23 protein-coding genes and 1 tRNA gene are annotated in these 22,435 nt (G+C 64.5%); 11 read left to right on the forward strand and 13 right to left on the reverse strand.

What is annotated here, in order from left to right:
* Positions 1 to 44: 44 nt before the first annotated feature.
* The 9 genes from trpA to aroA all read right to left on the reverse strand — a co-directional run bounded on the left by trpA (position 45) and on the right by aroA (position 9,483).
* Positions 45 to 881: a tryptophan synthase subunit alpha gene (trpA, locus tag ACVWY5_RS38490; RefSeq protein WP_028337544.1), complete on the reverse strand. Its 837-nt coding sequence runs from the start codon at positions 879 to 881 to the stop codon at positions 45 to 47.
* Positions 878 to 2,095 (reverse strand): tryptophan synthase subunit beta, encoded by a 1,218-nt coding sequence (trpB, locus tag ACVWY5_RS38495; RefSeq protein WP_028337543.1) that lies wholly within the window; start codon positions 2,093 to 2,095, stop codon positions 878 to 880. Before trpB ends, trpA begins: the two co-directional genes overlap by 4 nt.
* A gap of 120 nt (positions 2,096 to 2,215) precedes the next feature.
* On the reverse strand, positions 2,216 to 2,917 hold the full coding sequence (locus ACVWY5_RS38500; protein ID WP_028337542.1) for a phosphoribosylanthranilate isomerase: 702 nt from the start codon (positions 2,915 to 2,917) through the stop codon (positions 2,216 to 2,218).
* Between the two features lie 76 nt (positions 2,918 to 2,993).
* Positions 2,994 to 3,380 (reverse strand): lipopolysaccharide assembly protein LapA domain-containing protein, encoded by a 387-nt coding sequence (locus ACVWY5_RS38505; RefSeq protein ID WP_028337541.1) that lies wholly within the window; start codon positions 3,378 to 3,380, stop codon positions 2,994 to 2,996.
* A gap of 84 nt (positions 3,381 to 3,464) precedes the next feature.
* Positions 3,465 to 3,794 carry an integration host factor subunit beta gene (locus ACVWY5_RS38510; protein WP_016847379.1) on the reverse strand — a complete coding sequence of 110 codons (330 nt, stop codon included), beginning with the start codon at positions 3,792 to 3,794 and terminating at the stop codon, positions 3,465 to 3,467.
* A gap of 174 nt (positions 3,795 to 3,968) precedes the next feature.
* The gene (gene sppA, locus ACVWY5_RS38515; protein ID WP_028337540.1) at positions 3,969 to 4,946 is read right to left on the reverse strand and encodes a signal peptide peptidase SppA; all 978 of its coding nucleotides are present in this window, start codon (positions 4,944 to 4,946) and stop codon (positions 3,969 to 3,971) included.
* Positions 4,947 to 5,416: 470 nt separating this feature from the next.
* The gene (rpsA, locus tag ACVWY5_RS38520) at positions 5,417 to 7,126 is read right to left on the reverse strand and encodes a 30S ribosomal protein S1 (protein ID WP_028337539.1); all 1,710 of its coding nucleotides are present in this window, start codon (positions 7,124 to 7,126) and stop codon (positions 5,417 to 5,419) included.
* A 393-nt stretch (positions 7,127 to 7,519) separates the two neighbouring features.
* Positions 7,520 to 8,149 (reverse strand): (d)CMP kinase, encoded by a 630-nt coding sequence (gene cmk, locus ACVWY5_RS38525; protein ID WP_018269281.1) that lies wholly within the window; start codon positions 8,147 to 8,149, stop codon positions 7,520 to 7,522.
* On the reverse strand, positions 8,146 to 9,483 hold the full coding sequence (gene aroA, locus ACVWY5_RS38530) for a 3-phosphoshikimate 1-carboxyvinyltransferase (RefSeq protein ID WP_028337538.1): 1,338 nt from the start codon (positions 9,481 to 9,483) through the stop codon (positions 8,146 to 8,148). Before aroA ends, cmk begins: the two co-directional genes overlap by 4 nt.
* Before the next feature lie 145 nt (positions 9,484 to 9,628).
* Here aroA and ACVWY5_RS38535 point away from each other — a divergent pair, with 145 nt between their 5' ends.
* Together ACVWY5_RS38535 and ACVWY5_RS38540 are read left to right on the forward strand one after the other, a co-directional pair.
* Positions 9,629 to 10,036, forward strand: coding sequence for a TIGR02300 family protein (locus tag ACVWY5_RS38535; RefSeq protein WP_028337537.1), 408 nt, complete (start codon positions 9,629 to 9,631; stop codon positions 10,034 to 10,036).
* 94 nt (positions 10,037 to 10,130) lie between these two features.
* A tRNA-Ala gene (locus tag ACVWY5_RS38540) sits at positions 10,131 to 10,206 on the forward strand.
* A gap of 106 nt (positions 10,207 to 10,312) precedes the next feature.
* Here ACVWY5_RS38540 and ACVWY5_RS38545 read toward each other — a convergent pair.
* Positions 10,313 to 10,774, reverse strand: a complete 462-nt coding sequence (locus ACVWY5_RS38545; RefSeq protein WP_028337536.1) for a MarR family winged helix-turn-helix transcriptional regulator — start codon at positions 10,772 to 10,774, stop codon at positions 10,313 to 10,315.
* Positions 10,775 to 10,942: 168 nt separating this feature from the next.
* Here ACVWY5_RS38545 and ACVWY5_RS38550 point away from each other — a divergent pair, with 168 nt between their 5' ends.
* The 8 genes from ACVWY5_RS38550 (at position 10,943) to ACVWY5_RS38585 (ending at position 18,260) form a co-directional block, all read left to right on the forward strand.
* Complete coding sequence (locus ACVWY5_RS38550) at positions 10,943 to 11,368, forward strand: organic hydroperoxide resistance protein (RefSeq protein WP_028337535.1); 426 nt, start codon at positions 10,943 to 10,945, stop codon at positions 11,366 to 11,368.
* Positions 11,369 to 11,556: 188 nt separating this feature from the next.
* Positions 11,557 to 12,762 (forward strand): CaiB/BaiF CoA transferase family protein, encoded by a 1,206-nt coding sequence (locus ACVWY5_RS38555; protein ID WP_028337534.1) that lies wholly within the window; start codon positions 11,557 to 11,559, stop codon positions 12,760 to 12,762.
* A 290-nt stretch (positions 12,763 to 13,052) separates the two neighbouring features.
* Entirely contained in the window at positions 13,053 to 14,369 is a 1,317-nt protein-coding gene (gene ugpB, locus ACVWY5_RS38560; protein ID WP_028337533.1) for a sn-glycerol-3-phosphate ABC transporter substrate-binding protein UgpB, read from the forward strand.
* A gap of 163 nt (positions 14,370 to 14,532) precedes the next feature.
* Positions 14,533 to 15,414, forward strand: a complete 882-nt coding sequence (gene ugpA / locus ACVWY5_RS38565) for a sn-glycerol-3-phosphate ABC transporter permease UgpA (RefSeq protein WP_028337532.1) — start codon at positions 14,533 to 14,535, stop codon at positions 15,412 to 15,414.
* Positions 15,414 to 16,262, forward strand: coding sequence for a sn-glycerol-3-phosphate ABC transporter permease UgpE (ugpE, locus tag ACVWY5_RS38570; protein ID WP_028337531.1), 849 nt, complete (start codon positions 15,414 to 15,416; stop codon positions 16,260 to 16,262). The genes ugpA and ugpE overlap by 1 nt, the downstream gene beginning before the upstream one ends.
* Complete coding sequence (locus ACVWY5_RS38575; RefSeq protein WP_028337530.1) at positions 16,262 to 17,344, forward strand: sn-glycerol-3-phosphate import ATP-binding protein UgpC; 1,083 nt, start codon at positions 16,262 to 16,264, stop codon at positions 17,342 to 17,344. Before ugpE ends, ACVWY5_RS38575 begins: the two co-directional genes overlap by 1 nt.
* 170 nt (positions 17,345 to 17,514) lie before the next feature.
* On the forward strand, positions 17,515 to 17,940 hold the full coding sequence (locus ACVWY5_RS38580) for an Hsp20 family protein (protein WP_021082592.1): 426 nt from the start codon (positions 17,515 to 17,517) through the stop codon (positions 17,938 to 17,940).
* A 50-nt stretch (positions 17,941 to 17,990) separates the two neighbouring features.
* A complete protein-coding gene (locus ACVWY5_RS38585) occupies positions 17,991 to 18,260 on the forward strand; it encodes a BQ00720 family protein (RefSeq protein ID WP_016843536.1) in 270 nt (89 codons plus the stop codon).
* 71 nt (positions 18,261 to 18,331) lie between these two features.
* On the opposite strand, the gene ACVWY5_RS38590 is transcribed toward ACVWY5_RS38585, so the two are convergent.
* Positions 18,332 to 18,679 (reverse strand): DUF6665 family protein, encoded by a 348-nt coding sequence (locus tag ACVWY5_RS38590; RefSeq protein ID WP_028337529.1) that lies wholly within the window; start codon positions 18,677 to 18,679, stop codon positions 18,332 to 18,334.
* A 273-nt stretch (positions 18,680 to 18,952) separates the two neighbouring features.
* Between ACVWY5_RS38590 and ACVWY5_RS38595 the strand changes: the two genes are divergently transcribed.
* On the forward strand, positions 18,953 to 19,510 hold the full coding sequence (locus ACVWY5_RS38595) for a cytochrome P460 family protein (protein WP_028337528.1): 558 nt from the start codon (positions 18,953 to 18,955) through the stop codon (positions 19,508 to 19,510).
* Between the two features lie 117 nt (positions 19,511 to 19,627).
* Here ACVWY5_RS38595 and ACVWY5_RS38600 read toward each other — a convergent pair whose 3' ends face one another.
* On the reverse strand, positions 19,628 to 21,157 hold the full coding sequence (locus tag ACVWY5_RS38600; RefSeq protein WP_028337936.1) for an AMP-binding protein: 1,530 nt from the start codon (positions 21,155 to 21,157) through the stop codon (positions 19,628 to 19,630).
* A 123-nt stretch (positions 21,158 to 21,280) separates the two neighbouring features.
* Positions 21,281 to 22,411: a DUF5938 domain-containing protein gene (locus tag ACVWY5_RS38605; RefSeq protein WP_028337937.1), complete on the reverse strand. Its 1,131-nt coding sequence runs from the start codon at positions 22,409 to 22,411 to the stop codon at positions 21,281 to 21,283.
* Positions 22,412 to 22,435: the final 24 nt, after the last annotated feature.

Genomic DNA, 22,435 nt, shown 5'->3' on the forward strand with positions numbered 1-22,435 from the left:
CCCGGCAAGCCGCCATCGGCGGCCTTGTTGCCGCAAAATGTGGCTTATTCAGCGGCCTGTTTGGCGCCCCGGACCCCCTGCGCCAGCGCCGACACCAGGTCCGCCACCGCGCTCACGGTCTTCGGCGTCGCGCGGCCCTCGGCATCGAGATTGGCACGCACCACATCGACGATCGCGGTGCCGACCACCGCGCCGTTGGCGTTCTCGGCGATCGCGCGCGCCGTCTCCGGGGTGCGGATGCCGAAGCCGACGCAGACCGGCAGCTTGGTGTGCCGCTTGATGCGGGCCACGGCTTCCGCGACCACCTTCGAATCGGCCGTCGCGGCGCCGGTGATGCCGGTGATCGAGACGTAATAGACAAAGCCCGAGGTGTTGGCGAGCACCGCCGGCAGCCGCTTGTCGTCGGTGGTCGGCGTCGCCAGCCGGATGAAGTTCAGCCCGGCCTTCATCGCGGGGATGCAGAGCTCGGTATCTTCCTCCGGCGGCAGGTCGACGATGATCAGGCCGTCGACGCCGGCGGCCTTGGCATCGGCCAGGAAGCTGTCGACGCCGTAGATGTAGATCGGATTGTAGTAGCCCATCAGCACGATCGGCGTGGCGTTGTCCTCCTTGCGGAAGTCGCGGACCATCGCCAGCGTCTTGCGCAGCGTCATGCCGCCCTTCAGCGCGCGCAGCCCGGCGGCCTGGATCGACGGGCCATCGGCCATCGGGTCGGTGAAGGGCATGCCGATCTCGATGACGTCGGCGCCGGCCTTCGGCAGCGCCTTGAGGATGTCGAGCGAGGTCTTGGCGTCGGGATCGCCGGCCATCACGAAGGTGACGAAGGCGGAGCGGCCCTGCTGCTTCAGCTCGGCGAAACGTGCGTCGATACGGGTGGTCACTTCTTCCTGCCCTTCAAGATGTCGCCGACCTGCGGCACGTCCTTGTCGCCGCGGCCCGAGAGGTTGACCACCATCAGGTGATCCCTGGGCCGCTGCGGTGCGAGCTCGGACAGTTTCGCGATGGCGTGCGCCGATTCCAGCGCGGGGATGATGCCCTCGAGCCGCGACAGCAGCTGGAATGCGGCCAGCGCCTCCTCGTCGGTCGCCGAGAGGTACTTCACGCGGCCGGTCTCGTGCAGCCAGGCGTGCTCCGGGCCGATGCCGGGATAGTCGAGGCCCGCCGAGATCGAATGCGCTTCCTCAATCTGGCCGTCGGCGTCCATCAAGAGATAGGTGCGGTTGCCGTGCAGTACGCCGGGACGCCCGCCGGCGAGCGAAGCGGCATGCAGCTGCGTCAGTCCGTGACCGGCAGCCTCGACGCCGAAGATCTCGATCAAGGGATCGTCGAGGAACGGATGGAACAGACCCATCGCATTGGAGCCGCCGCCGATGCACGCGATCAGCGAATCCGGGAGGCGGCCCTCGGCCTCCTGCATCTGCTTGCGCGTCTCGTGGCCGATGATCGACTGGAAATCGCGCACCATCATCGGATAGGGGTGCGGACCCGCCACCGTCCCGATGCAATAGAAGGTGTTGTGCACGTTGGTAACCCAATCGCGCAGCGCGTCGTTCATCGCGTCCTTCAGCGTGCGCGCGCCCGACTGCACCGGGACGACCTTGGCGCCCAGCATCTCCATGCGGATCACGTTCGGCTGCTGCCGCTCGACGTCGACCGCGCCCATATAGACCACGCATTCGAGCCCGAACCGCGCGCACAGCGTCGCCGTCGCCACGCCATGCTGGCCGGCGCCGGTCTCGGCGATGATGCGCTTCTTGCCCATGCGGCGCGCGACCATGATCTGGCCGAGCACATTGTTGACCTTGTGCGAACCGGTGTGGTTGAGCTCCTCGCGCTTCAGATAGATCTTGGCGCCGCCGAGATGCTCGGTGAGCCGTTCGGCGAAATAGAGCGGCGAGGGCCGGCCGACATAGTCCTTCAGATAGACGTTCATCTCGGCCTGGAACGCCGGATCGGCCTTGGCGTCGGCATAGGCTTTTTCGAGATCGAGGATCAGCGGCATCAGCGTTTCCGCGACGAAGCGTCCGCCGAAAATGCCGAAATGCCCGCGCTCGTCGGGACCGCTGCGGAAGGAATTGGGCAGGTTTGGATTCATCGAACCATCAGTTCTTCTTGCCGGCTTGCGGCGCTGTTTCCGCTCCCTCGCCCCGCTCTTGCGGGGAGAGGGCTGGGGTGAGGGGTTTCTCCGCTCGCTCGATCATCGTTGCAAGCCCCCTCACCCGCCCGCGCGTTGCGCGGCCGACCTCTCCCCGTTCACGGGGAGAGGTGAAGAAGGCTGGGTTGCGCGCGCGGCGCGGATGAAGGCGCGGATCAATTCGGGATCCTTGACGCCGGGCGTGCGCTCGACGCCCGACGAGACATCGACGCCGCCGGCGCCCGTGACGCGGACAGCTTCAGTGACGTTGTCGGCGTTGAGCCCGCCGGAGACCATGTAGGGCAGCGCAAGATCGAGATTTTCCAGCACGTGCCAATCGAAGGGCGCGCCGAGGCCACCCGGCCGCGTGGCATCCTTCGGCGCGCGGGCATCGAACAGGATGCGATCGGCGACGCCGGCATAACCCGGCAGCGGCGCAAGGTCGGCTGACGTCTCGACCGGCAGCGCCTTCATCAGCGGCAGGCCGAACTTCGCCTTGATGTCGCGCAGCCGCGCCGTGGTCTCCTTGCCGTGCAATTGCAGGATATCCGGCCGCAGCGTCTCGACGATGTTTTCCAGGGTCGCATCGTCGGCATCGACGGTCAGGGCGACCTTGACGGCGCGGCCCTTGGCGCGGCTGCCGAGCTCGCGCGCGGTCTCGAGGCCGATGTGACGCGGCGACGGCGGAAAGAATACGAACCCCACCATGTCGGCGCCGCCCTCAAGCGCGACGTCGAGCGTCTCGCGCGTGGACAGGCCGCAGATTTTGACGAGCAGGGGCATGGTCTCGAAACGGGTCTCAAAACGGGTTTTCGGGCGGCCGGAACCGGGGGCGGTCCCCGGTGCGACGGGGCGGGTTCTACAACGTCGCGCCCAGCTTGTCTCGCCCGGCGGCCCCGTAAAAACCTGATAGGGCCGGGGCCGGACGGCGCTGCGCGTCGTCCCGGGAGGCGGCGGCCCTGAGCTCGGCGAGCTCGGCGCGGACATGGCGGGCGTCGGCCTCGTGCTGCCGGGCCGCGCGGCGCCAGCGCCCTTGCTTGAACCAGGTTCCGATGCCGCCCGCGATCACGCCCAGGATCGCGGAGGCGATAATAACGACGAACAGCGGCAGTGTGACTGCAACCGTCGGGGTCACCGAATTGAAGGGATCGAACGACACCGTCACCCAGTGACGGTTGGCGACTGCAAAAATGATGAAGATCAGTCCAAGCGGAATGACGACCACTGCCGTGAAGAACTTTCGCATGACCATCTCTCGCAGCGATGGAGAAAGTGCGGGCATATCGCCCGCAGCACGGCAACGCCTGACGTCGCGCCTTAGGCGTCGGCCTTAAGCATCAGCCTTGGGCGCATCGACCTTGGCAGCGCCCGCCTCGGTCACGTCGCGGTTGAGACGCTCGCGCATTTCCTTGCCGGTCTTGAAGAACGGCACGCTCTTCTGGTCGACCGGCACATGCTCGCCGGTGCGTGGATTGCGGCCGGCGCGCGCCGGGCGGTGCTTCACCGAGAATGCGCCAAAACCGCGCAGCTCGACACGGTCGCCACGTGCCAGCGCCGCGACGATTTCATCGAGAATCGCATTCACAATGTTCTCGACATCCCGCTGATAGAGGTGCGGGTTGTGCTCGGCGATGCGCTGAACAAGTTCGGATTTGATCATCGAAAGTGGGATCCGGGCTCTTGCGGAAACCCATTTCCGTGAAAATGCCGTGCACTGTCAAGACGCTAAATCGATTTAGGGCGCCGTGAAATCACGTGACAAATAGCCCAATTGGGGCATGCGGCGATTCCCGCAAAGCGGGAATAGCCTGATGAGCACGCCTTTGGCAGCCGATCAGTTGGTTCCGGCCGGGCTCCACAGCGCCAGCATGCCGTCCAGCCCGAACCGGTCGACTGCCTCGGCCACGCCGCCCTGCTCGATCCGCCGCGCGATCGCGCCAAGACCGAACGCATCGAGCGTCACGGACGCCGCCGTACGCAGGAAGGTCAGGTCGCCGAACCGCGGATTAAGCTTGTAATTGCGCACCGGCAGGTCGCTTTTGACCTTCTTCTCGGCAACCAGCCAGGCGATCGCGGTCTTCTCGTCCCCCAGCTGATCGACCAGCTTGAGATCGACCGCCTGCCGGCCGGTGAAGACGCGACCGTCCGCGACCTTCTCCAGCAGGTCATCGTCCATGCCGCGCCGTTGCTTCACCAATCCACGGAACCATGCATAGGAGTCCTTGACGAGACCGTCGATCGCGGCGCGGGCCTCCGGGCTGGTGGGTTCGAAGCCGTTGGGCGCGGCCTTCAGCGGGGAAGATTTGATCTCCTCCATTTTCACGCCGACAGTCTTGAGCAATTCCGAAACGTTCGGATACTGGAAGAGAACGCCGATCGAGCCGACCAGCGAGGTCTGCTGGGCGACGATATGATCGGAGGCGATCGCCGTGATGTAGCCGCCCGAGGCGGCCAATCCCTCGACCACGACGACAAGCGGCTTCTTCGCCTTCAGCTGCATCAGCGAGTCGTAAAGCTGCTCGGAGCCCGCAGTGGTGCCGCCAGGCGAATTGATGTGCACGACAACAGCCGCATAGCTCGACTTGCCGAGCCGCTCCAGCGCCTCGACGCGATCCTGGTCGCTACGGATCAGTCCGTCGATATTGACCCGCGCGATCGTGTTCGATGTCGAGAAGCCGCCGCGCCCGCCGGCGGCGATCACGCCCACGCCGACAATGGCCGCGATCGCAATGACCGCGGCGGCGACGCGCCAGAACGTCAGTTTGCGCCTGATGCGGCGACGATCGACGATCACGTCTGAATCCAGCGACATCGGATCTCTCCAGAAATGGTCAGCGCGCAATCCGCGCGTTTTGCAGTCGCAGCGTCACTATCAGCTTAGCCAAATACATCAATTGCGACGCAATATGAAGAAAACAAGGCCCGGTATTCGGAGACACTCGTAGCCCGCGTGCACGTGCCCTTCATCCCGGTCGCGCCTTAACCTCCCCTTGAAAAGGGAGGTCGCTTTGCTCGCCAGAGCAAAGCGGGTGGGGATGGGATCAGCTCTCTCCATGAGCAGCATCGCCTGTGGCTGACCCCCATCCCGACCTTCCCCCTTTCAGGGGGAAGGGGAAGAGAAATCGGTAGCCCGGATGAAGCGAAGCGTAGTCCGGGAGGCTTCAGCAGCGCGGATTGAAAGTCCCGGATCGCTTCGCTCCATCCGGGCTACGCGGCAAGATACACAAAAGGGGCCCCGGCTTGCGCCGGGGCCCCGATTGTTCGCTCAAATCACGCGAACGCTTACTTGTCGGTGCCGCGGTTCTTCAGCGCGGTGCCGAGGATGTCGCCAAGCGTCGCACCCGAATCGGAGGAGCCGTACTGCGCGATGGCCTCCTTCTCTTCGGCGACTTCCAGCGCCTTGATCGAGACCTGCACCTTGCGGGCCTTCTTGTCGAACTGGATGACGCGGGCATCGACCTTCTCGCCGACGGCGAAGCGCTCGGCGCGCTGGTCGTTGCGATCGCGGGCCAGCTCGGACCGCTTGATGAAGGTGGTGAACTCGGTGCCCGAAATCCGGACCTCGATGCCGCTCTCCTTCACTTCGAGCACTTCGCAGGTCACGACCGCGCCCTTCTTGACGTCGCCCGGCTCGGCGAAGGGGTCGCCTTCGAGCTGCTTGACGCCGAGCGAGATCCGCTCCTTCTCGACATCGACATCGAGCACCACGGCCTTGACCATGTCGCCCTTCTTGAAGTTGTCGATGACCTGCTCGCCCGGAAGCTTCCAGTCGAGGTCGGAGAGGTGGACCATGCCGTCGACATCGCCCTCGAGACCCAGGAACAGACCGAACTCGGTCTTGTTCTTGACCTCGCCCTCGACCACCGAACCGACCGGGAACTTCTCGACGAAGACTTCCCAGGGATTGCGCATGGTCTGCTTGAGGCCGAGCGAGATACGGCGCTTGACCGAATCCACTTCCAGCACCTGCACTTCGACTTCCTGCGAGGTCGAAACGATCTTGCCGGGGTGCATGTTCTTCTTGGTCCACGACATCTCGGAGACGTGGATCAGACCTTCGATGCCCGGCTCGAGCTCGACGAACGCGCCGTAGTCGGTGATGTTGGTGACGCGGCCGGTGAAGCGGGCACCCAGCGGGTACTTGCCCTCGATGCCCTGCCACGGATCATCCAGCAGTTGCTTCATGCCGAGCGAGATGCGGTGCGTCTCGTGGTTGATCTTGATGATCTTGACCTTCACGGTCTGGCCGATGGTCAGCACCTCGGTCGGGTGATTGACGCGGCGCCAGGCGATATCGGTCACGTGCAGCAGGCCGTCGATACCGCCGAGATCAACGAACGCACCGTAATCGGTGATGTTCTTGACCACGCCGTCGATCACCTGACCCTCTTCGAGGTTCTGCACCAGCTCCTGGCGCTGCTCGGCGCGGGTCTCTTCGAGTACCGTGCGGCGCGACACCACGATGTTGCCGCGGCGGCGGTCCATCTTGAGGATCTGGAACGGCTGCGAATTGTTCATCAGCGGCGCAACGTCGCGGATCGGACGAATGTCGACCTGCGAGCGCGGCAGGAAGGCCACCGCACCGTCGAGGTCGACCGTGAAGCCGCCCTTGACCTGGTTGAAGATGACGCCGTTGACCTTTTCGTTGTTCTGGAACGCCTTCTCGAGCTTGCCCCAGCTTTCCTCGCGGCGCGCCTTGTCGCGCGACAGCACAGCCTCGCCGAGCGCATTCTCGATACGGTCGAGGAACACCTCGACTTCGTCACCGACCTTGAGATCGCTTTCACGGCCGGGGCCGGCGAATTCGCGCAGCGCAACGCGACCTTCGGTCTTCAGGCCGACGTCGATGACGGCCATGTCCTTCTCAATTGCAACCACCTTGCCCTTGATGACCGAGCTTTCCTGCAAATTGCCGCCGGCAAAGGACTCATCAAGCATCGCCGCGAAGTCGTCGCGGGTGGGAGTATAGGAAGACGCAGAATTCGAAACCATTTGTTCTCCAGATGCGGGATCTTGCCGGCCGTTCGGGTTGATCGGCGCACCGTGCGTGAAGTGTCGGGGTTCCGCAAACCCTGACGACCGCTCATTGCAGGAGGTGCAACAGCGGGCCGGCAGCAAGACTGCACGTTCGGTACGTATGATTGATCCGGAACCTGAAACGAAAATATCGACTGCAAGACCTGGGAGCGGGCGTTCCTCCAGATGCGGCGTTGGTTTCGTTTGAGGTTGACTCAAACCCATCGCCGGCCCGCTCAGACACGGCCTCGACATCGTCGATGCTGCTCCGAACGGCGCTGATATAGCCCTGCATGCGACTTTCGGCAAGCAGGAAATGCCCCATTTTGCTGGGTTTTCGGGCCGAAAGCGCCGCGACGGCCCGCGATTCTAGCGCCTGGCGCGCGCGGCCTCGACGATGGCGATGGCGGCACGCACGCCGGCCTCGATGTCGAGGTTCGAATTGTCCAGCGTGTGGGCGTCCGGAGCCGGCCGCAGGGGCGCGATCGCCCGGTTCTTGTCCCGCTCGTCGCGCTTGAGGATGTCGGCGAGCACCGCCTCTTCGTCGGCGTCCTCGCCGCGGGCGCGCGCCTCCAGCGTGCGCCGCCGCGCCCGCACGCGGGGGTCGGCGACCACGAAGATCTTCACGTCGGCATCCGGGCAGATCACGGTGCCGATGTCGCGTCCGTCCAGCACTGCACCGGGCGGATCGGCGGCGAACTGGCGCTGAAAATTCACCAGGACCTCGCGAACCTGCGGAATCGCCGACACCACGGAGGCGGCATCGCCGACCTTCTGGGTCTTCAAGATCGGATTGCCGAACTTTTCGGGGTCGAGCTCGAGCGCCGCGGCCACGGCCAGCACCTCGTTGCTGAGCTCGGCGCCGGCCTGCATCATCGCATAGGCCACCGCGCGGTAGATCACGCCGGTGTCGAGATGACGATAGCCGTAGTGGTGGGCGAGTCGCTTGCCGAGCGTGCCCTTGCCCGAGGCGGCGGGTCCGTCGATGGCGATGATCATGCGAAATCAGCTCCGAGCGCGCGCATCATCGGGATGAAATCCGGAAAACTGGTGGCGATGAAGGCGGTATCGTCGATCTTCACCGGCCGATCGGAGGCGCAGCCCATCACCAGCGCCGACATCGCGATGCGGTGATCCATATGCGTGGCAACGAGGCCACCGCCTGGAACATGGCCGTGGCCCTCGACGATCAGATCGTCGCCGGACACCTCGACCTTGACGCCGTTGACCCGCAGCATGTCGGCGGTTGCTTCAAGGCGATCGGATTCCTTGACGCGCAGCTCCTGCAGGCCGCGCATGATCGTGGTGCCCTCGGCGAAGGCGGCCGCGACCGCCAGCACCAGATATTCGTCGATCATCGACGGCGCGCGCTCCGGCGGCACCTCGACGCCCTTCAGCTTCGAGGCACGCACCCGCAGTTGCGCCATCGGCTCGCCGGCATCACCGCGCACCTCGCTCTCCTCGATCGAGGCGCCCATCTCGCGCAGCGTGGTGAACAGGCCGGTGCGCAGCGGATTGGTCATCACGTCGGAGAACACGACATCGGAACCTGCGACGATCAGTGCGGCCACGATCGGGAATGACGCGGAGGACGGATCGGCGGGCACTACGACGTTGGCGCCGTGCAGCTCGGGCTCGCCGTGCAGCGAGATCCGGCGGCCGTGGCTGCCTTCCTGGTCGGAGGAGATCTCGGCGCCGAAATGCTTCAACATCAGCTCGGTGTGGTCGCGGCTCGCCTCCTGCTCGATCACCGTAGTGATACCGGGGGCGGAGAGCCCCGCCAGCAGCACCGCGGACTTGATCTGAGCCGAGGCGACCGGCGTCTTGTAGACGATCGGCACCGGATAGCGGGCGCCCTGCAGGGTGAGCGGCAGCCGGCCGCCCTCCCTTATGTCGCTGGTTCGGGCGCCCATCAGCTCCAGCGGGTCGAGGATGCGGCGCATCGGCCGCGAGCGCAGCGAGGCGTCGCCGTCGAAAATGGCGGCGATCGGGCAGCCGGCCACCGCGCCCATCACCAGCCGGCAGCCGGTGCCGGAGTTGCCGAAATCGAGCGGCGCGGCGGGCTGTGCGAAGCCGCCGACCCCGACGCCGGAGACCGTCCAGGCGAACGGCGCCGTCCGCTCCACTTTGGCGCCCAGCGCGCGCATGGATTTGGCGGTATTGAGGACGTCCTCGCCCTCCAGGAGGCCGGAAATGCGGGTCTCGCCGACCGAAAGCGCCCCCAGGATCAGGGCACGGTGGGAAATCGATTTGTCGCCGGGAACGCGGACCGTGCCGGCCAGGGGGCCGCACGCGCGCGATTCCAGCGGGGTCGGGGTGTCAGAATGGGCCAAGATTGTGTCCTCTCGCGCCGCGGCAGGTATCACATAGGCAACACCGCGTCACGCGCCCGTCAAATGCGCGCAGACCGCTATTGACAGCGGCCCCTCAACTAGCCAAGTGAAGCTCCGTTTTTCAGGAAAATTCTGGGATTACCACGTGGCCAAGTCCGAGCTCGGAACCAAGCGCATTTGCCCGACCACGGGCAAGAAGTTCTACGACCTCAACAAGAATCCGGTGATCTCGCCCTATACCGGCGAAGTCGTGCCGATCGCGCCGGTCGCCCCGCCGCGGGGCCGTGGCGCCACCGTCAGTTCGCCTGCGACCGCAGCCGACATGCCGGAGCCCGCCGAGGCCGAAGAGATGGTCTCGCTCGAGGAGGCCGATGCCGAGGAGAACACCGGGAAGGTCAAGGCCCAGGTTCCCGAATCCGAGGACGATATCGAGGTCGATGAGACAATCGATGACGATGACGACGACGATTCGACCTTCATCGCCGACGAGGAAGAGGGCGATGAGGACGTCACCGACATCATTGGTGACGTCGGCGGCGACGAAGAGACTTGAGATCGGCGCCGATCTATGATCAACGGTGCTGCCGCGCGAGTCGTCTAGGCCTCGCGGCCGGGATCGATCCCCCAGGATCATCCCAACTGGATAAGGGGCCATAGCTCAGCTGGGAGAGCGCTTGCATGGCATGCAAGAGGTCGGCGGTTCGATCCCGCCTGGCTCCACCAACCTTCGCTCGCCTCGCGAGCTACGGCTCGGCAAGCCCGGAAAATCCATCGTAGCGAAGTGAGCGCGAAGGCTGCCGCGGCGTAGCCCGTAGGGCGAAGACGCCCCCTACTCCCCCAGCACCGCATTCAGCCGGTCGCGCAGCGCGACGATCTCGTCCTTCATCGCCATCAGTTCGCCGACGGTGCAGTCCGAGGCTGCGAGAATCGACTGCGGCACGGCCTTGGCCTTTTCACGCAGCGCGTGGCCCTGCGGCGTCAGCGCGATCAGCACCACCCGCTCGTCCGCAGTGCTCCGGGTCCGCCTGATCAACTCGGCCGCCTCCAGCCGCTTCAAGAGCGGCGTCAGCGTGCCGGAATCCAGGAACAGGCGCTCGCCAAGGTCCTTCACCGCCACGTCGTCGCGCTCCCACAGCGCCAGCATCACGAGATACTGCGGATAGGTCAGCCCGAGCCGGTCGAGCAGCGGCTTGTAGACGCGGTTGAAGGCGTGCGCGGTCGAATAGACCGCAAAGCAGATCTGGTTATCGAGCCGCAATGCCTGATCCGCCGCCGTCGGTTTCCTGGCCATGATTCCCATCGAATCCATCTCGTTTCCGGGTCATTCTGGGCTCACGGGACCGCGGATTCAATTGCGAACAATTAAATGTGAGGCCGCATATTTTATATTGTGCGCAATATATTTGCGTGCAATACACGTGTCGTTGAATTCAAGCCCAACCCACCAAGGGAGACCACGATGTCTGTGAACGTGCTCTACAAGACCAGCGCCAAGGCAACCGGCGGCCGCGACGGCCATGCAGCAACGCTCGACGGCGCGCTCGACGTCAAGCTCACGACCCCGAAGGAACTCGGTGGCGGCGGCGGTGCCGGCAACAATCCGGAGCAGCTGTTCGCGGCCGGCTATGCCGCCTGCTTCATCGGCGCGATGAAGTTCGTGGCCTCGCAGGGCGGCCCCAAGGTTCCCGCCGACGCCTCGGTGACCTCGACGGTCGGCATCGGCCCGCGCTCGGAAGGCGGCTTCGGCCTCGCCGTCGAGCTCGCGGTGTCGCTGCCCGGCCTTGAGCGCAACGATGCCGAAGCGCTGGTCGAGAAGGCCCACCAGGTGTGCCCCTATTCCAACGCGACCCGCGGCAATGTCGACGTCAAGCTGAGCGTCGTCTAATTCCACACCACGCAATGGTCCGCCGCGACGCGTGGCGGACCATGCTCTTTCAGCGGCTGGTTCGCTTGGCGAACGCATGCGCCGCCTGCCGCATGGGCCTGCGCCGACGGAAGCATTGCTGGGCCGGCTGAAGACCGTTAGCTCTGGGACCCTCGTTATCTGATCCCAACTGAGCGAAGGTTGTTTCCATGAATACCCCAGCGGCTACGGGCGCGATGACCGGCCTGCGCGTGATCGATCTGACGCGCGTGCTCGGCGGTCCGTATTGCACCCAGATTCTCGCCGACCACGGCGCCGACGTGATCAAGGTCGAGCCGCCCGCCGGCGACGAGGTGCGCGACTGGGGTCCTCCCTTCCATGACGAGGATGCGGCCTATTTCGTCGGCATCAACCGCAACAAGCGCTCGATCGGCCTCGACCTCGCTTCCGAGGGCGGGCGCGCGGTGCTGATGAAGATGCTCGAGACCGCCGACGTGCTGATCGAGAATTTCAAGCCGGGCACGCTCGACAAATGGGGCATCGGCAACGACGTGCTGCGCGCGAAATTTCCGCGCCTCGTGCATTGCAGGATCTCCGGCTTCGGCGCCGACGGCCCGCGCGGCGGCAATCCCGGCTATGACGCGATCATCCAGGCGATGACCGGCATGATCGCCGCGACCGGCTCGCCGGAGAGCGGTCCGATGCGGATCGGCGTGCCGCTGGTCGACATCACCACCGGGCTCTACGCCACGATCGGCATCCTGATGGCGCTGTCGGAGCGGCAGCGCTCGGGGCTCGGCCAGTTCATCGAGACGACGCTGTACGAGACCGGGCTCGCGATCATGCATCCGCACACCGCGAACTACTTCATGCACGGCAAGCCGCCGTCGCTCACCGGCAACGAGCATCCCAACCTCGTTCCTTACGCGATCTTCCCGACCAAGACCGACAACATCTTCATCGGCGTCGGCAATGACGGAACCTTCCGCAAGCTCGCCAAGGAGATCGGCAAGCCCGAGCTCGGCACCGATCCGCGCTTTGCCCGCAACAAGGACCGCATCGCCAACCGAGATGCGCTCCGCGTCGAGCTGGCCGCGGTATTCAGCCAGCACGAGGCCGAGCCGCTGTGCAACCGGCTGCTCGCCGCCGGCCTGCCGGCAGGCCCAGTGCAGAAGATCGACCAGGCGCTGACCAACCCGCACACCATCCACCGCGGCGACGTCATCGAGAAGGATTGGTACAAGGGCGTCGCCTCGCCGATCCGCCTCGAACGCACCAAGCCGAACCTGCGCCGCACACCGCCAAAGTTCAGCCAGCACGCCGCGGAAGTGCTCGGCGAGTTCGGCTACTCGAAGGACGACATCAACGGCCTGGTTGAAAAGGGCGTGGTCTGCGGTCCTCAGCGTAAGCGCTAAAGGCGTTTTCGAGCCTGTCCCGCACGTGATGCGCGATGGGCACCGGTTCGCGTCAGAACAAAGCTGGAGCGTCGGCCCGTCTCGAACCGGCCGACGCATCAACACTGCGGTGCAACGTCGCGGCCGGCGTTGCACCGCACGGATGCGGCTGCGGTCTTCGCCTTTTTTACCGCTTCCCTTCGCTTCGGCTTCCCCCCTACCATGACTTTCGTTTATACGGTCATTTGAACGTCATCCGGCGCTGATAACGCGCGCAACGAAAGACGACGTTCCAATTGGGAGGGGTTTTGATGTTCTTTCGACGACTAGGCGCTGCCGCGGCAGCCGCTGCCGCGCTTGCATTCGCGTCGCCCGCGTTCGCGGTGACCGAGATCCAGTGGTGGCACGCGATGACCGGCGCCAACAACGACGTCATCGTCAAGCTGGCCAACGACTTCAACGCCTCGCAATCCGACTACAAGGTGATCCCGACCTACAAGGGCGGCTACGCCGACACCATGAACGCCGGCATCGCCGCGTTCCGCGCCGGCAACGCACCGCATATCATGCAGGTGTTCGAGGTCGGCACCGCGACGATGATGGCCGCCACCGGCGCCGTCAAACCGGTCTACAAGCTGATGGCCGACGCCGGCGAGAAGTTCGATCCGGGCGTCTATCTGCCCGCGATCACCGGCTACTACTCGACCTCCAAGGGCGAGATGCTGTCGTTCCCCTTCAACTCGTCGTCGACGGTGATGTGGATCAATCTCGATGCGCTGAAGAAGGCCAACATCGCGGAGATTCCGAAGACCTGGCCGCAGGTGTTCGACGACGCCAAGAAGCTGAAGGCAGCCGGCTATAACACCTGCGGCTTCTCCGGCTCGTGGGTCACCTGGGTCAATCTCGAGCAGCTCTCGGCCTGGCACAATGTGCCGCTCGCCAGCAAGGCCAACGGCCTCGACGGCTTCGACACCGTGCTCGAATTCAACGGCCCGCTGCAGGTCAAGCATCTCGAGAACCTCGTCGAGCTGCAGAAGGACAAGACCTACGACTATGCCGGCCGCACCAACACCGGCGAAGGCCGCTTCACTTCCGGCGAATGCCCGATCTACCTGACCTCGTCGGCCTTCTTCGGCAACGTCAAGGCGCAGGCCAAATTCAACTTCACCGCGGCGCCGATGCCGTATTATCCCGACGCCAAGGGCGCGCCGCAGAACTCGATCATCGGCGGCGCCTCGCTCTGGGTGATGGGCGGCAAGTCGGCCGAGGAATACAAGGGCGTGGCCAAGTTCCTGACCTTCCTCTCGGACACCGACCGCCAGGTCTGGATCCACAAGGCCTCGGGCTATCTGCCGATCACCAAGGCCGCCTATGCCAAGGCCAAGGAAGAAGGCTTCTACAAGGACCAGCCCTATCTCGAGACCCCGCTGCTCGAGCTCACCAACAAGGAGCCGACCGCGAATTCCCGCGGCCTGCGCCTCGGCAACATGGTGCAGCTGCGCGACATGTGGTCGGAGGAGATCGAGCAGGCGCTGGCCGGCAAGAAGACCGCCAAGCAGGCGCTGGACGCCGCCGTCGAGCGGGGCAACCAGATGCTGCGGCAGTTTGAAAAGACCGCCGTCCGCTGACATGATGCCTTCGGGCTTGATCCAAAAAGGTGCGAAGCGGTTTTCCGAAAAGATCATGCCCAGACGACAAGCTAAGGCGCGATGACGATCCAACCTCATCTCATCGCGCTTTAGGGCCATCAACCGGCAGGCCGCATCCGCGGCCCGCCCTTCTTCCGAACCCATGCAAAAGCAAGCGATTTTCCAATCAAAGCTGTTGCCTTACGCGCTGGTTGCCCCGCAACTCGCGATCGTCCTGATCTTTTTCTACTGGCCGGCCGTGCAGGCGGTGATCCAATCCTTCCTGCTGCAGGACGCTTTCGGTCTCTCCACCAGCTTCGTCTGGTTCGAGAACTATCTCGATCTGTTCAAGGAGCCGGCCTATTTCGCGGCGATCGTCCGAACCTTCGTGTTCTCGTTCGCCATCGCGGTCTCCTCGCTGTCCTTCGCGCTGCTGCTCGCTGTCATGGCTGACAGGCCGCTGCGCGGCTCGACGCTGTATCGCACGCTGCTGATCTGGCCCTATGCGGTGGCCCCGCCGGTGGTCGGCGTGCTCTGGGTGTTCATGCTGCACCCCTCGCTCGGCGTGCTGTCGCGCTATCTGCGCGCCATGGGCATCGACTGGAATCCGCTGCTCGACGGCGACCAGGCGGCGGCCCTGATCATCCTCGCCGCGGCCTGGAAGCAGATCTCCTACAATTTCCTGTTCTTCCTCGCCGGGCTGCAGAGCATCCCGAAGAGCGTGATCGAGGCCGCCGCGATCGACGGCGCCCGTCCGATGCGGCGGTTCTGGACCGTGATCTTCCCGCTGTTGTCGCCGACCATCTTCTTTCTCTTGGTCATCAACATCGTCTACGCCTTCTTCGACACCTTCGGCATCATCGACACCATGACCCGCGGCGGTCCCGGCAAGGCGACCGAGACGCTGGTCTACAAGGTCTATACGGACGGCCTGCTCGGCGGCAATCTCGGCTCGTCGGCGGCGCAGTCGGTCATCCTGATGGTCATCGTCGTCATGCTGACGGCGATCCAGTTCCGGTTCGTCGAGCGCAAGGTGACCTACTGATGGTCGAGGAGGAGGGCTTTCAGCGCTATCTGGCTCACGTCATCCTGTGGATCGGGATCGCGATCGTGGCCTTCCCGGTCTATCTCGCGCTGGTCGCCTCGACCCAGGACAACGCCGTCATCGCCAACGGCCAGATGTCGCTGCTGCCCGGCGGCCATTTCCTCCAGACCTACTACCAGACGCTGTTTGTCGGCACGAGCGGCTCGACCCGCGAGCCGGTGCTCCACATGATGCTGAACTCGCTGATCATGGCGCTCTTGATCGCGGTCGGCAAAATCGCGATCTCGATCATCTCGGCCTACGCGATCGTGTATTTCCGGTTTCCGTTCCGGATGGCGATCTTCTGGATCATCTTCATCACCTTGATGCTGCCGGTCGAGGTACGCATCTATCCGACCTACAAGATCGTCGCCGATCTGCATCTGCTGGACAGCTATGCCGGCCTGTCGCTGCCGCTGATTGCGTCAGCCACCGCGACGCTGCTGTTCCGCCAGTTCTTCATGACCGTGCCGGATGAATTGCTGGAGGCTTCGCGCATCGACGGCGCAGGCCCGTTCCGCTTCTTCTGGGATACGCTGCTGCCGCTGTCGCGCACCAACATGGCGGCGCTGTTCGTGATCCTCTTCATCCTCGGCTGGAATCAGTACCTCTGGCCGCTGTTGATCACGACGCGCGACGACATGCAGACCATCCAGGTCGGCATCCGCAAGATGATCACGACGACCGATGCGCTGACCGAATGGCCGATCGTGATGGCGACGGCGTTGCTCGCGATGCTGCCGCCGGTGTTCGTCGTCGTCGTGATGCAGAAACTGTTCGTGCGCGGATTGGTGGAGACGGAAAAGTAATGGCTAACGTCACGCTGCGCAGCGTCCGCAAGACCTATCCAGGCGGCTTCGAGGCCATCAAGGGTGTCGATGTCGACGTCGGCGACGGCCAGTTCTGCGTGCTGGTCGGCCCATCCGGCTGCGGCAAGTCCACGCTGCTGCGCATGGTCGCGGGGCTCGAGACCATCACCGGCGGTGAGATCGACATCGGCGGCCGCGTCGTCAACCAGGTCGAGCCCGCCGATCGCGACATCGCGATGGTGTTCCAGAACTACGCGCTCTATCCGCATATGAGCGTCTACAACAACATGGCCTACGGCCTGCGCAACCGCGGCATGGCCGAGGCCGAGATCAAGACCCGCGTCGAGGAAGCCGCGCGTGTCCTCGAGCTGTCGCCGATGCTGGAGCGCAAGCCGCGCCAGCTCTCCGGCGGCCAGCGCCAGCGCGTCGCGATGGGCCGCGCCATCGTGCGCCAGCCGAAAGTGTTCCTGTTCGACGAGCCGCTGTCGAACCTCGACGCCAAGCTGCGCATCGCGATGCGGGTCGAGATCCGCAAGCTGCAGCGCCGGCTCAACACCACCTCAATCTACGTCACCCACGACCAGCTCGAGGCGATGACGCTCGCCGACATCCTCGTCGTCATGAACGGCGGGCAGGTCGAGCAGATCGGTAATCCCCTGGAGATCTACCAGAAGCCGGCAACCACCTTCGTCGCCTCCTTCATCGGCGCCCCGCCGATGAACCTGATGCCGCTGCGCGCGGACGAGCTGAAGTCCCAGATCACGGGCGCCGACGGCGCCGGCATTGTCGGGATCCGGCCGGAGGATTTCGTGATCTCGAGCGAGACCGGATCCGGCGGCGTCGCGCTTGGCCTCACGGTCGAGGCGATCGAGCATGTCGGCGCCGAGACCTTCGTCTATGGCAGCCGCCAGCGCGAGGAGCAGGGCGTTGCCGCCAATCCGGGCGAGCTGCCGCCGGGCGAGGTGATCGTCCGGGTTCCCGGCGTCTCGGGTCCAGCCATCGGCGAGCGGATCCGGGCCGTCGCCCCCCGTGACAAGCTGCATCTTTTTACCGCCGACGGCCGCAAGCGCGTCGGGGAGTAACCGATCGGGAAGAATTTACCCCCATGTTGCGGGCGTTTAGGCTGGTTTCGGGGCTGCTTGAACGCTATCCAGATCGCCCCCATATCCCTCACTGACCGGAGGCCGGACGGCCCGCCGGTTGCATGGGGCGCCGCAAGGGCCCCTCAAAGTCGCTTCGAGAGGACTTTGTAATGTCTCGTGTTCCATCGTTGTCCAGTCCGTTCCTTTTGGGATTCGACGAGATCGAGCGTGCGCTCGACCGCGTCGTGAAGGGCGCCGACGGCTATCCTCCGTACAACATCGAGCGGTGCGACCGTACCAACGGGCAGCCTGAACGGCTGCGCATCACGCTGGCGGTGGCGGGCTTCACCCGCGACCAACTCGATGTAACTATTGAGGAAAATCAGCTCGTCATCCGCGGCCGCCAGCAGGACGACAAGGCTCGGCAATACATCCATCGCGGCATCGCCGCGCGCCACTTCCAGCGCACCTTCGTGCTGGCGGAGGGGATGCAGGTGCTGGGCGCGGATCTGAAGAACGGGTTGTTGTCGATTGATCTGGCCAGGCCGGAACCTGAACGGGTCATTAAGACAATCGCTATCAATGAGCACGAATAATAGAAACAACGAGCGGACTCGACCGCTTATCTGACTGAGGAGTCGAGACCATGAGTGAACTGAGTACCACCACCATCGAATCCGAGAGCGTCACGCCGGAAGCGCTGGCCCATCTGGGCGAAGGTCATATCGCCTATGTGAAGCAGGTCCGCTCCGAGGACGTGCCGGATCTCTTTCCGCAGGCGCCGAAGATCGCGCCGGGCCTCAAACTGTTCGCACTGCACGCCGCCGACGGCACGCCGATCATGCTGACCGACAGCCGCGAAGCCGCCGTCGCGAACGCATGGAGCAACGAGCTGCAGGCCGTCAGCGTCCACTGACGCAGGGTTGAATTAGCATCCGCGAATTCAATGCGCGGGCAGGCCTCGACACCGAGGCGCCCGCGCATTTTTTATGGCGATGTGGTCGATGTGGCGAGCATCGGGCCCATGCTGAGTTGCACCTCGCCGGGGACGTTGTAGTCGCGCATCAGCATGCGGTTGTTGCGCAGCCCGCAGGCCTCCCGCTGCACCACGAACATCCAGAGCGCATGGCCGGCCTCCCGCACCAGGAGGCGCCGTGCCTGTCGTGTTGACGGCGGTGCTTCCGTGCGCGGATGGGCAGTATCGAACTCGCGCAGCTTGGCGAGCGCCTGTTCCAGCGCGCGACCCATGCGGCCGAGCGCACTCGCCCTCTCCTCGGAGAGCTCGTAAGCGAGAACGTCGACGGGAACGCGATCAAGGCGAAAATCGCGGGACATCAGTCATCCCTGGTTCGCACACGCAATGTTGCGCGCGTCCGTCTTCCGGCGTCATCGGCTGGTTGTCAATAAGTGCTCGTGTCTTCGACCGCCAAGCGAAAGCTCGCTCAACTTGAGCAATTCATTGCGCAGCCTTGGGCAGCGGACCATGGCCGCGGCTCGATTTCGCTCTGTGCATTTCCGTGCTGTGATAAGTTCCCGCGAGAAGCACTGCGACAGGGGAATTTCCAGCAAGAATTATTCGCCGCCAAATCGATTGAAGGAGATGCGACCATGCAGAAGAGCTCGCTGATCAATCTCGTTGCTTCAGTGTCGATTTCCGTCCTCGCGACCGGCGTCGCGATTTCCGCGCAGGACAAATACAGCCTGCAAGTGCCCAATGGTCTCGCGTTCTCCGAGTTCAGGGGATACGAGGACTGGCCCGTGATCGCGATCAGCGAGAACGAAGGCGTCATCGCCGCGATCCTGGGCAATCCGGCGATGATCGGCGCCTTCCGGGAAGGCATACCCGGCAATGGCAAGCCGTTCCCGGACGGCGCCAAGATGGCGAAGATCCATTGGATCCCGAAGAAGCAGGAGGCGTATCCCGGTCAGCCGACGGTGCCGGGCGCGCAGCACGACGTCGACTTCATGGTCAAGGACAGCAAGAGGTTCGCGGACAGCGGCGGATGGGGATACGGCGCGTTCGAGTATGACGCGGCGTCGGATGTATTCAGGCCCGCCACCACGGCGGACAATCCGCCCCAGGAAAATGACGCGAAGTGCGGCTATGCGTGCCACACGGTGGTACAGAATCGCGACTACGTCTTCACCGAGTACGGCAAGAGGTAGACACCGGATCGCACGGCTAAAGCGCGATGAGATTAGGTTGAATCGTCATCGCGCCTTAGCTCTTTGTTTGAGCATGATCTTTTCGGAAAACCGCTTCGCACTTTTCCGGATCATGCTTTAGCGTTGCACCAGCCGCGCGCGGATGTCCGGCTTCAGCACCTTGCCGACCTTGGAACGCGGGAGATCGTCCCAGACCTCGATCTGCTTCGGCGTCTTGATGCTGCCGATCTGCTGCTTGACGAAGGCGGCCAGCGCGGACGCATCGACGGTGTGGCCGGCGCGCGGTTGCACCACGGCGACGATCCGCTCGCCCCATTTGTCGTCGGGCAATCCGATGACGGCGCAATCCTGCACCGCCTCATGGGCACGCAACGCGTTCTCGACCTCGATCGAGTACACGTTGAAGCCGCCGGTGATGATCATGTCCTTGGCGCGATCGACGATGTACAGGTAGCCGTCGCCGTCGATGTAGCCGATATCGCCGGTGTGGTGCCAGCCATGCGCCGAAGCCTCGCGCGTGGCCTCGGGGTTCTTGTAGTAGCCTTCCATGACAAGCGATCCGCGCACGACGATCTCGCCGCGCGATCCCGCCGGCAACAGCTTGCCGTCGCCATCCATGATGCCGGCCTGCACCAGCGGGCCTATCCGCCCAGCCGACGAGAGTCGCTCCATCGCGATGGTGCCGTCCGGATTGTAGTGATCGGCGGGCGGCATGATCGAGATCATCATCGGCGCCTCGGTCTGGCCGAACAGCTGCGCCATCGGCCCGATCCGCTTCAGGGCTTCGGCGAGCCGCGTCGCCGAGATCGGTGCCGCGCCGTACCAGAAACATTGCAGAGAGCTGCGATCGGCCGCGTCGAGCCCGGGATGATCGAGCAGCATGTAGATCACGGTCGGCGGCAGGAAGGTGTGGGTGACGCGGTAGCGCTCGATCAGCGCCAGGAACTCGCCGATGTCAGGGTGGTGCATGATCACGACGCGGCCGCCCAGCGTCATGATGGGGAAACAGAGCACGCCGGCGGCATGCGTCAGCGGCGCCAGCGCGAGATAAATCGGACGGCCCTTGAACGGATAGCCCATCAGGGTCAGCGCGGTCATCGCCTCGATGTTGCGTCCCGACAGCATCACGCCCTTCGGCTTGCCGGTGGTGCCGCCGGTGCCCGGGATCATCGCGAGATCGTCGATCGTGGCGCGCTGATAGACATCGTCGGCGAGCCCGCCGAGCCAGCGGTCGAATGACGGCGCGAACGGCAGCTCGGCGTCGAGACAGACCAGCGCGCGCAGCTTGGGCAGGTCCTGCCGGACCGCTTCGGCCATCGGCGCGAAGGTCGAATGAAACAGCAGCAGGCTGCAATCGAACTGGTCGAGAATGAACTTGTTCTCGGCGGCCTCGTTGCGCGGATTGATCGGACACCACACGGCAGCCGCGCGCGAGATGCCGAACACGCAGGCGAAAGCGAGCGGATCGTTGCCGGACAGGATCGCGACCTTCTCGCCGGGAGCGATGCCCGACCGGTCGAGCCCGCGCGCGATCCGGTAGCTCAGCCGCTGCACCTCGCCGTAGCTGAGGTCGCGCCCGTCCATGGTGAGGCATGGCGCGTCGGCGCCGAGCGAGGCACCCTTGTCGAGATAATCGATGAAGCGCATGGCAGGTCTCGCGCAAGAGGCGGGTGACGCGCTAGTGCGTCACCCGCGAAGGTGCGTTTTCGAGCAAAACGAAAACGCTTCAGGGAACGGAGTGTTGAGCCCCGATCCGATCGGGGCTCAAGCTCAATCATGCACGGTCAGGACCGGCTTGCCGACCAGGCCGAAGCTGCGCAATTGCCCGAGCAGCTCGCGATGGCCGAATGCCTGACAGCCGGAGGCGAAGCCTACGCGCTTGGGCGGCTGCTGCAGCAGGTGCGCGGCAGCATAGGCCTGCAGCATGCCGGTCTGCTTGTAGTTGCTGTTGCCGTAGATGACGCAGTGCGCGCGCCCCAGCGGGCCGGAGGCATACACCGAATCCAGCGACTTGTTGACGCGCGGATTCTCGCGCGGCGGCATGGTGTTCATCACGCCGGCAGCGGTCTGCGCCAGCGCGGCGTAGCGCTCGTCGGGCTTCATGTCCTTGGTCGCCTCCAGCGCGGCGGCGACGATCTGCGGCACGCCCAGCATCAGCGCCCGATTGAACACGCCGCCCAGCACCTTGACGTTGGCCACGCGCGGATCCTGCTTGAACCACACCGGGTGCGAGGTGCCGCCCCACGGCAGCGCCAGCGCCAGCTCGTGCTGGCCGGGGATGGCGAGGTTGTAGAGGCCGGCATCGGGCTGATGCTCGACGTACTTGTTCTGCTCCAGGTAGTAGGCCTTGGCCATCGCGGCGTTGACCAGGATGGTCTGCGTCGAGGCGATGGTCGGGCTGCCGCCCCAGAACACGGCGATGTCGAGCGTGTCGAGGCCGGGCGTTTCCAGGCACAGCTGCGCGGCGATCTCGCCGGTGGTGTACATCTGCGCGATGCCCGGCGCCAGCAGCAGGCCGGCATTGGCGAACCTCGTGCCAAACTCATGTTCGAGCGTGATCAGCCAGTCCTGCTCGCCGGTCGTATCCGTATAGTGGCACTTGGCAGCCAGGCAGGCCTGTACCACCTCGCCGCCGAACTTGGCGAAGGGGCCCACGGTGTTGAGCACCACGGAGGCGCCCTTGAACAATTCGGTCAGCGCGGCCACGGTGTGCGGCACCGACACGACTTCGTAATCGGCGGTCTCGATGCCGGCCACGTTCGACTTCATCGCGGCGTTGAGCTTCTCGGCGCTGCGGCCGGCGGCGATGAAGGGGATGTTGTACTCGCGCAGATATTCGCAGACCAGCCGGCCGGTATAGCCGGAAGCACCATAGACGATGACGGGCTTCTTCTCGCTCATTGCGATCCTCCGAAATGCTTGTTG

This window comes from Bradyrhizobium sp. USDA 3256, assembly GCF_054058275.1.

Excerpts from the sequence above, each read along its gene's own strand:
- trpB (WP_028337543.1), bottom strand. The coding sequence starts at position 2,095 with ATGAATCCAAACCTGCCCAATTCCTTCCGCAGCGGTCCCGACGAGCGC.
- ACVWY5_RS38500 (WP_028337542.1), bottom strand. The coding sequence starts at position 2,917 with ATGCCCCTGCTCGTCAAAATCTGCGGCCTGTCCACGCGCGAGACGCTC.
- ACVWY5_RS38505 (WP_028337541.1), bottom strand. The coding sequence starts at position 3,380 with ATGCGAAAGTTCTTCACGGCAGTGGTCGTCATTCCGCTTGGACTGATC.
- ACVWY5_RS38510 (WP_016847379.1), bottom strand. The coding sequence starts at position 3,794 with ATGATCAAATCCGAACTTGTTCAGCGCATCGCCGAGCACAACCCGCAC.
- sppA (WP_028337540.1), bottom strand. The coding sequence starts at position 4,946 with ATGTCGCTGGATTCAGACGTGATCGTCGATCGTCGCCGCATCAGGCGC.
- rpsA (WP_028337539.1), bottom strand. The coding sequence starts at position 7,126 with ATGGTTTCGAATTCTGCGTCTTCCTATACTCCCACCCGCGACGACTTC.
- cmk (WP_018269281.1), bottom strand. The coding sequence starts at position 8,149 with ATGATCATCGCCATCGACGGACCCGCCGCCTCGGGCAAGGGCACGCTC.
- ACVWY5_RS38545 (WP_028337536.1), bottom strand. The coding sequence starts at position 10,774 with ATGGCCAGGAAACCGACGGCGGCGGATCAGGCATTGCGGCTCGATAAC.
- ACVWY5_RS38550 (WP_028337535.1), top strand. The coding sequence starts at position 10,943 with ATGTCTGTGAACGTGCTCTACAAGACCAGCGCCAAGGCAACCGGCGGC.
- ACVWY5_RS38555 (WP_028337534.1), top strand. The coding sequence starts at position 11,557 with ATGAATACCCCAGCGGCTACGGGCGCGATGACCGGCCTGCGCGTGATC.
- ugpB (WP_028337533.1), top strand. The coding sequence starts at position 13,053 with ATGTTCTTTCGACGACTAGGCGCTGCCGCGGCAGCCGCTGCCGCGCTT.
- ugpA (WP_028337532.1), top strand. The coding sequence starts at position 14,533 with ATGCAAAAGCAAGCGATTTTCCAATCAAAGCTGTTGCCTTACGCGCTG.
- ugpE (WP_028337531.1), top strand. The coding sequence starts at position 15,414 with ATGGTCGAGGAGGAGGGCTTTCAGCGCTATCTGGCTCACGTCATCCTG.
- ACVWY5_RS38575 (WP_028337530.1), top strand. The coding sequence starts at position 16,262 with ATGGCTAACGTCACGCTGCGCAGCGTCCGCAAGACCTATCCAGGCGGC.
- ACVWY5_RS38580 (WP_021082592.1), top strand. The coding sequence starts at position 17,515 with ATGTCTCGTGTTCCATCGTTGTCCAGTCCGTTCCTTTTGGGATTCGAC.
- ACVWY5_RS38585 (WP_016843536.1), top strand. The coding sequence starts at position 17,991 with ATGAGTGAACTGAGTACCACCACCATCGAATCCGAGAGCGTCACGCCG.
- ACVWY5_RS38590 (WP_028337529.1), bottom strand. The coding sequence starts at position 18,679 with ATGTCCCGCGATTTTCGCCTTGATCGCGTTCCCGTCGACGTTCTCGCT.
- ACVWY5_RS38595 (WP_028337528.1), top strand. The coding sequence starts at position 18,953 with ATGCAGAAGAGCTCGCTGATCAATCTCGTTGCTTCAGTGTCGATTTCC.
- ACVWY5_RS38600 (WP_028337936.1), bottom strand. The coding sequence starts at position 21,157 with ATGCGCTTCATCGATTATCTCGACAAGGGTGCCTCGCTCGGCGCCGAC.
- ACVWY5_RS38605 (WP_028337937.1), bottom strand. The coding sequence starts at position 22,411 with ATGAGCGAGAAGAAGCCCGTCATCGTCTATGGTGCTTCCGGCTATACC.